Below are 7,002 nucleotides of genomic sequence, written 5' to 3'. Positions count from 1 at the left end.
TCCGAAAAAACAAGGGTCCACTACGCAAAACTAATTTTCCTATGAGTTTGTTGGGTGGTTAGGACGAAACGGCGGGGCAGCGCCATAGAGCCGCTTCTGTCCGTTAAAACCGCCCAATAAAAACATAGGCTGGAAGGACTGCTTTGCAGGACTTCCCCTTAACTTGATTTATAGAACAACATCAGGAGAAAAAATGATGGTTCTTTGACAACTGAATACTCACCAAGGAGTGATGATTTTTGAAAGCTTATAATCAGAAAATCATTGAAACTCCCACGTACCTTGAAATTTATGATTATGAAGCAATCATTACTCCCAAACAAAAAGCAGACAAAAATGAAACCAACCCAAAACGACAAAAAGAATTAGCTTGGCTTTATGAAGAAGATACGACTACCGACAAAAGAAAAAACTATGATGAACTATCTGCCCAAGGACAATACGACAGTTTAAAACGAAAACAAAAATACTATCAAAATATGCGTTTTGAAATCGCCCGACTCGTGGACACAAATTTTGACAATCAGACAAAATTTTTAACCCTCACTTTCAGAGAAAACATTCAAGACATTGCTTATGCGAATAATGAATTTAAAAAATTTATCAAACGACTAAACTACAAACTCTATCACACAAAAAAAGCAAATCTAAAATACCTAGCCACGTGGGAAAAACAAGAACGAGGTGCGATCCATTACCACATTATCTTATTTACCTTCCCTTTCATATCCGTGAATCGTCTTACTACGATCTGGGGACATGGATTTGTCAAAATCAACAAGATTGATGTGGATAGTATCGAAAATCGTGGGCGCTATATCAGCAAATACTTCGATAAAGATTTGGATATGAAAGAGCATAAGAAAAAAGCCTTCTTCAAATCCCGCAACCTCAAAGTGCCCAGCGTCACAAAACAACTGGTGGAGCAACCCTTTGATACCACAAATCAAGACGTACTTTATACCAATGAGTACCTCGTAAGACGTCCGATATTTTACAGTGCGATAAACGAAAGCGGAACTCCAGAACAAGTGATGGATTTTCAAGAAAGCACTGTTCGCTATACCAAGATAAAAAAATAATTCATTATTCCCTACGCAAAATTCAAAGGAAGTGAGAATATGACCGAAATGAAAATTTTACTCAGTGATGACCAGATGGGCATCATTTCTACTCAACTATCTGATTTAATCACAACTGAAATCGAAAAAATTAAGACACAGGAAAACCTGCAACACCGCTATATGAATAAGAAGCAGACTTGTAACTATCTACAAGTTTCCAATAATACGTTAGATGGCTGGATTAAAGAGGGCTTACCCCTTATTCAAATCCACGGTTCTAATAGATTTGACCGTATCGCCATTGATCAATGGCTAGCAAGCCTAGCAAAATAATTCCGACATCGTTATACTCCATATATAGTATTTGATTTCGGCTCGCAAACTCGGAGGGAAATACTATGGCAATTAGCAAAACAGAAAATGAGACTTACCGTTTACGGCTTTACTATCCACAAGATATCCAAGAGATGATAGGCGTAAACAAACTTTATTCTAAAACTTTCAAAACTAGAAAGGAGGCAAAAGCAGCAGAAATTGATTTTTATGCCAAGATTAAAGAGCTACGGGAAAACAAAGAAAAGAACGCTTTTGAATTAGGTGGCGAAGCACTGTTCAAAGATTTCTATGCAGATATCTGGATTGATGCTTATACAGCTGGCTTAACTTCTCGAAACACGAAGTCTCCTACTCCTGTCACAATCACGAATACAAAAGATATTTTTCGACTTCACATCTTACCAATGTTCGGAAAATACACGTTGAACTATCTGAATCAAAACAAAGCCTTTGTTCTAAAAATCATGACTCAAAAGGCTGCCGAATACGCAAACTTCAAAATACTACGTAGCTACGTTAATTCTATTTTCGATTGGGCAGAAGAGCTTGAATACATTGAACGGAATAAACTAGAAAAATCGCTTAAACGAATCAATGCTACTAAGAAAAACCAATTACAAGAAGCTAAGAAAGAAGAAGATTTATACCTTTCCTTTGAACAACTTCAAGAATGGCTAACTGCCGTCCAAAGTGATTACGAAAGTGGACAACTGACTTTACAAGACTATGTATTATTTCTAACTACCTTCTTTTTATCTGATCGAAAATCAGAAACTTACGCTATCAAATGGAAGAACGTGAATTTCACTACCTCCCAGATTACGATTGGAAAAGCCTTGGATAAATTTGGCAATGAAAAAAGCACAAAAGGGAATAAAACGACAATCTTCCATATTCCAAATGAGCTAAAGCAATTACTTCAACAGTGGAAAGTCCAACAAAAAGAAGAACTAGCTCAATTTGAATTCGAACAAACCGAAGAACAGCTACTCTTTACCTTCTTTGATGATAAAGGGAATATCAATCAAAGGCTTCATACAGATTATTTGAACTACCGTATGAAGTCCATTGAGCGACGACATAAACACCTTACCCATGCGACTCCACACAAGTTACGGCATACTGGGGCAACTTTAGCCAAACAAGCTGGTGTGGCTCTGGAACAAATTTCTGAGGCATTGACTCACAGCGATACCAACATCACACGAACTTATGTAAATACACCAAACGTGATTCAAATGCCCATTGGTGAAATTGCCTATCGTAAATTGTCTCAAAAAGAGTCAGACCGGAATGGTGTCAACAATGGTGTCAACTCAAAAAAAGACGTTTCGCAAACTGGATTGCGAAACGCCTGAAAGTATTGATATAAAGCTGTTTTTAACGTTTTGAAAACTGTGAAGCTTTACGGGCTTTTTTAAGACCTGGTTTCTTACGTTCGACCATACGTGCGTCACGAGTAAGTAAGCCAGCGCGTTTAAGAGCTAGACGGAAATCAGGATCTACTTGTAGCAATGCACGTGCGATACCGTGACGGATTGCACCTGATTGTCCAGCATATCCACCACCATTTACGTTTACAAAAACATCATATGATCCTTTAGTTTCTGTAACGCCGAATGGTTGGTTGATTACTTCACGCAAGTCAGCGTGTGGGATGTATTCTTCAACATCTTTTTTGTTAACAGTAATTTTACCAGTACCTGGTACTAAACGTACGCGAGCTACTGCATTTTTACGACGGCCTGTGCCGATATATTGAGCTTGTGCCAATGAAATTCCCTCCTATTAGATTAAGTTTGTGATGTCCAATACTTCTGGTTGTTGTGCAGCATGTGGGTGTTCAGCGCCAGCATAAACATGAAGTTTCATTCCTTGTTTACGTCCTAAAGTGTTTTTAGGAAGCATGCCTTTAACAGAAGTTTCGATCAAACGACGAGAATTTTTAGCACGTAATTCTCCCGCAGTGACTGATTTCAATCCGCCTGGGAAGTTTGAGTGACGGTAATAAATTTTATCGCTTGCTTTGTTACCTGTTAATTTGATTTTTTCTGCATTAATGACGATTACAAAATCACCTGTATCCACATGAGGTGTGAATGTTGGTTTATTTTTACCACGTAAGATAGATGCCACAACTGCTGAAAGGCGTCCCATAGGAACATCAGTTGCGTCTACTACGTACCATTTACGTTCTACTTCGCCTGGTTTGGCCATATATGTTGTACGCACGATTTTTTTCCTCCAATTCAATTTCACGAATGTTTGACATACACTTGAGTTTCCGGGGCTCTCATGGGGCAAACAATACCATATAACATAATACCGTCTTAAGCGCCATATGTCAACGTGTTTCGCTATTTTTTTGAAATTCCCCTTCAAATCTTTTCCGAAAAATTTCACTGTCGTTTCTATAAAATCGAATTGTACTTTTATACAAATATTACGTATATTTTGTATACTCCTTCCAAGTAATGCCATTGATTTTCTTTGCCAAACCGCTAATAAACAGCAGTCACAAGAATCCTCTCGCGAACATATTGTATAAATATTTACTTTTTCTCTTGATTTCTTATTTTTATTCTGTTACGATAGCTTCATCTTACTTGAACTTAAGGATGGGAGTTAATCATGATGAAAGAAAAAGTAATTTTAGCGTATTCTGGTGGACTTGATACGTCTGTTTCCATTAAATGGCTGACAGATCAAGGATTTGATGTAGTGGCGTGTTGTTTGGATATCGGCGAAGGCCGTGATACACAATCGATCAAAGACAAGGCGCTCGCTGTGGGTGCCATCGAATCCTATGCGATTGATGCCCGAGAAGAGTTTGCCCAAGACTTTGCATTGATTGCCTTACAAGGGAATACCTTCTATGAGAACTCCTATCCGCTGGTCTCTGCCCTTTCTCGTCCATTGATTGCCAAGAAGTTGGTGGAATTAGCTATCGCTACAGGAGCGACTACCGTTGCTCACGGCTGTACCGGTAAAGGAAATGACCAAGTCCGGTTCGAGGTCGCGATTGCCGCATTAGCCCCTCACTTGAAAGTCATTGCTCCGGTTCGGGAATGGAAATGGTCCCGAGAAGAAGAGATTGCCTATGCCGCTGAAAAAGGGGTGCCGATCCCTGCCGATTTGGATAACCCTTATTCCATTGATCAAAATCTTTGGGGACGGGCTTGCGAATGTGGGGTCTTAGAAGATCCGTGGGCAACTCCCCCTAGAGGCGCTTATGCTATTACGCAAGAATTGGAAGATACTCCTGATGTACCGACGATCGTTGAAATTACTTTTGATCAAGGGATTCCTACCGCATTGGATGGCGAAACATTGAATCTGGCCGAATTGATCATGAAAATGAATCGTTTAGCCGGCGAACATGGCATTGGCCGGATCGACCATATCGAAAATCGCTTAGTGGGGATCAAATCTCGTGAAGTCTACGAATGTCCGGGAGCAATGGCTCTGATGACGGCTCATAAAGAATTAGAAGACTTGGTTTTTGTTCGCGAGTTAGCCCATTTCAAACCAATCATCGAGCAGCAACTGGCGCAAGTGATCTATGACGGTCTCTGGTTCAATCCATTAACCGATGCCTTGATTGCTTTTCTAAAAAGTACACAAGTCTATGTCAATGGCGTCGTGCGTTTGAAATTGTTCAAAGGCAATGTCATCTGTGAAGGACGCAAATCGGAGAACAGTCTTTATGATGAAAACTTGGCAACTTATACCTCTGCCGACACCTTCGACCAACATGCGGCGATTGGGTTCATCAAATTATGGGGACTGCCTAGCAAGGTCCATGCAGAGATTCAGGCACAACAGCAATTCACAGAAACACTGATGTAGTTAATGAGGTGATTTTCGCCTTTTGAGGGTGAAGTCGCGATTCTTTCGAGGTGAGCAAAATGGCAAAACTATGGGGCGGTCGTTTCGACGGCAAAAATGAAGCATGGATCGATGCCTTTGGAGCGTCGATTCCTTTCGATCAATTATTAGCAAAACAGGACATTCAAGGCAGTTTGGCTCACGTCAAAATGCTGATCCACACGGGGATCATTGATGAAGCAGATGGCAACAAAATCATTCAAGGCTTGTTAACGATCCAAGAGAAATTGGCAGCTGGTGAACTGACCTTTTCGATTGAGAACGAAGATATTCATTTGAATATCGAGACCTTTTTACATGAAGAAATTGGACCCGTCGCTGGCAAACTGCATACGGCTCGGAGTCGGAATGATCAAGTTGCGACGGATATGCACTTGTACTTGAAGGATGTGGTAAAGGAAGTCATCGACTTGATTGCGGCGTTCCGTCACGTACTAGTGGAGCAAGCTGAAAGCAATATCTACACGATCATGCCCGGCTATACTCACCTGCAGCATGCACAGCCGATTTCTTTTGCCCATCACTTGTTAGCCTATTACAGCATGTTGACCCGCGATCAAGAACGATTTACAGAAAGTCTCACTCGGATCGATATCATGCCCCTAGGCAGTGCTGCATTGGCTGGCACCACATTTCCTATCGACCGTGCCTATAGTGCGCAAGAATTAGGTTTTGGCTCTATTTACAGCAATAGTCTGGATGCCGTTAGTGACCGTGATTTTATTCTGGAATTTTTGAGTAATGCTGCGATTTTGATGATGCATCTTTCTCGCTTTTGTGAAGAGTTGATTCTATGGTGCAGCCATGAGTTTCAATTCGTGGAATTGACGGACACTTTCTCTACTGGTAGTTCAATCATGCCGCAAAAAAAGAATCCTGACATGGCGGAGTTGATCCGCGGCAAAACAGGACGTGTCTATGGCAATCTTTTTAGTTTATTGACGGTCATGAAAGGTCTGCCTTTGGCTTATAACAAAGATTTCCAGGAAGACAAAGAGGGTATGTTCGATACCACCGAAACCATCCTGCAAAGTTTGCAGATCATGACTGGAATGATCCAAACGATGCAAGTCAACCATGAGCGAATGAAACGTTCGACAGAAAAAGACTTTTCCAATGCTACTGAACTGGCGGATTACTTAGCAGGTAAAGGAATTCCTTTCCGGCAAGCCCATGAAATCGTTGGTAAGTTGGTGAGTGAGTGCCTCAGTAAAGGCATTTATTTGCAGGATATCCCACTAGAAGAGTATCAAGCGGTCCAGCCAGTGATCGAATCTGACATTTACGATAAACTAGACTCCTATACGGCGGTCAAGAACCGGCATTCTTACGGTGGTACCGGATTTGACCAAGTCAAACAACAGATTAAAGCCGCCAAACAATCCCTTGCATTGGCATAAAAAAAAAGGCTGCAGAAGAACTAGCTAAACAAAATAATTCCAGCGATGATAAATGAATGGTGTGAGCCATTGCCTATTTGCGAATCGGTTCTGCTAACTGCAGAGACAATCTCATCGTTTGATTATTCTGTTTGCTGAAGGACTTCTGTCAAAGCCTTTTTTGTGTCTATCAGAAATACGAAAGCCTGTGCTTTATACATTCTGATAGTGAAAAAATTGTTATCGTTTTCCTATACAAGTACCTGTTGGATTAAGAACACCTTACCTTTTGATTGTTACCTATCTTAATCAAAAATCATCTAATCAAAATTCGT

At 40.6% G+C, this 7,002-nt stretch carries 7 protein-coding genes; 5 read left to right on the top strand and 2 right to left on the bottom strand.

Features of this window, described 5'->3' with window-relative positions:
* Positions 1–239 precede the first annotated feature (239 nt).
* The 3 genes from Q0A12_RS07650 (at position 240) to Q0A12_RS07640 (ending at position 2,758) form a co-directional block, all read left to right on the top strand.
* Positions 240–1,082, top strand: a complete 843-nt coding sequence (locus Q0A12_RS07650) for a Rep protein (protein WP_035020830.1) — start codon at positions 240–242, stop codon at positions 1,080–1,082.
* Between the two features lie 39 nt (positions 1,083–1,121).
* Complete coding sequence (locus tag Q0A12_RS07645) at positions 1,122–1,397, top strand: helix-turn-helix domain-containing protein (RefSeq protein WP_002340127.1); 276 nt, start codon at positions 1,122–1,124, stop codon at positions 1,395–1,397.
* A 65-nt stretch (positions 1,398–1,462) separates the two neighbouring features.
* A complete protein-coding gene (locus Q0A12_RS07640; protein ID WP_291292067.1) occupies positions 1,463–2,758 on the top strand; it encodes a site-specific integrase in 1,296 nt (431 codons plus the stop codon).
* 22 nt (positions 2,759–2,780) lie between these two features.
* On the opposite strand, the gene rpsI is transcribed toward Q0A12_RS07640, so the two are convergent.
* Together rpsI and rplM are read right to left on the bottom strand one after the other, a co-directional pair.
* Positions 2,781–3,173 (bottom strand): 30S ribosomal protein S9, encoded by a 393-nt coding sequence (rpsI, locus tag Q0A12_RS07635; RefSeq protein WP_003128901.1) that lies wholly within the window; start codon positions 3,171–3,173, stop codon positions 2,781–2,783.
* 15 nt (positions 3,174–3,188) lie between these two features.
* Positions 3,189–3,635: a 50S ribosomal protein L13 gene (rplM, locus tag Q0A12_RS07630; protein ID WP_323133793.1), complete on the bottom strand. Its 447-nt coding sequence runs from the start codon at positions 3,633–3,635 to the stop codon at positions 3,189–3,191.
* A 399-nt stretch (positions 3,636–4,034) separates the two neighbouring features.
* Between rplM and Q0A12_RS07625 the strand changes: the two genes are divergently transcribed.
* Both Q0A12_RS07625 and argH read left to right on the top strand, forming a co-directional pair.
* A complete protein-coding gene (locus Q0A12_RS07625; RefSeq protein ID WP_291292066.1) occupies positions 4,035–5,249 on the top strand; it encodes an argininosuccinate synthase in 1,215 nt (404 codons plus the stop codon).
* 59 nt (positions 5,250–5,308) lie between these two features.
* A complete protein-coding gene (gene argH, locus Q0A12_RS07620) occupies positions 5,309–6,688 on the top strand; it encodes an argininosuccinate lyase (protein WP_291292065.1) in 1,380 nt (459 codons plus the stop codon).
* The last annotated feature ends 314 nt before the right edge of the window (positions 6,689–7,002 follow it).

It is taken from the genome of Enterococcus sp. (assembly GCF_022711995.1).
Taxonomy (GTDB): Bacteria; Bacillota; Bacilli; order Lactobacillales; family Enterococcaceae; genus Enterococcus_D.
The sequence above is the reverse complement of the archived record's forward strand: the minus strand, read 5'-3'. Positions and strand labels throughout refer to the sequence as shown.

What these genes read in the sequence shown, in the direction of transcription:
- Q0A12_RS07645 (WP_002340127.1), top strand. Translation starts at nt 1,122, where the DNA reads ATGACCGAAATGAAAATTTTACTCAGTGATGACCAGATGGGCATCATT.
- Q0A12_RS07625 (WP_291292066.1), top strand. Translation starts at nt 4,035, where the DNA reads ATGAAAGAAAAAGTAATTTTAGCGTATTCTGGTGGACTTGATACGTCT.
- Q0A12_RS07640 (WP_291292067.1), top strand. Translation starts at nt 1,463, where the DNA reads ATGGCAATTAGCAAAACAGAAAATGAGACTTACCGTTTACGGCTTTAC.
- argH (WP_291292065.1), top strand. Translation starts at nt 5,309, where the DNA reads ATGGCAAAACTATGGGGCGGTCGTTTCGACGGCAAAAATGAAGCATGG.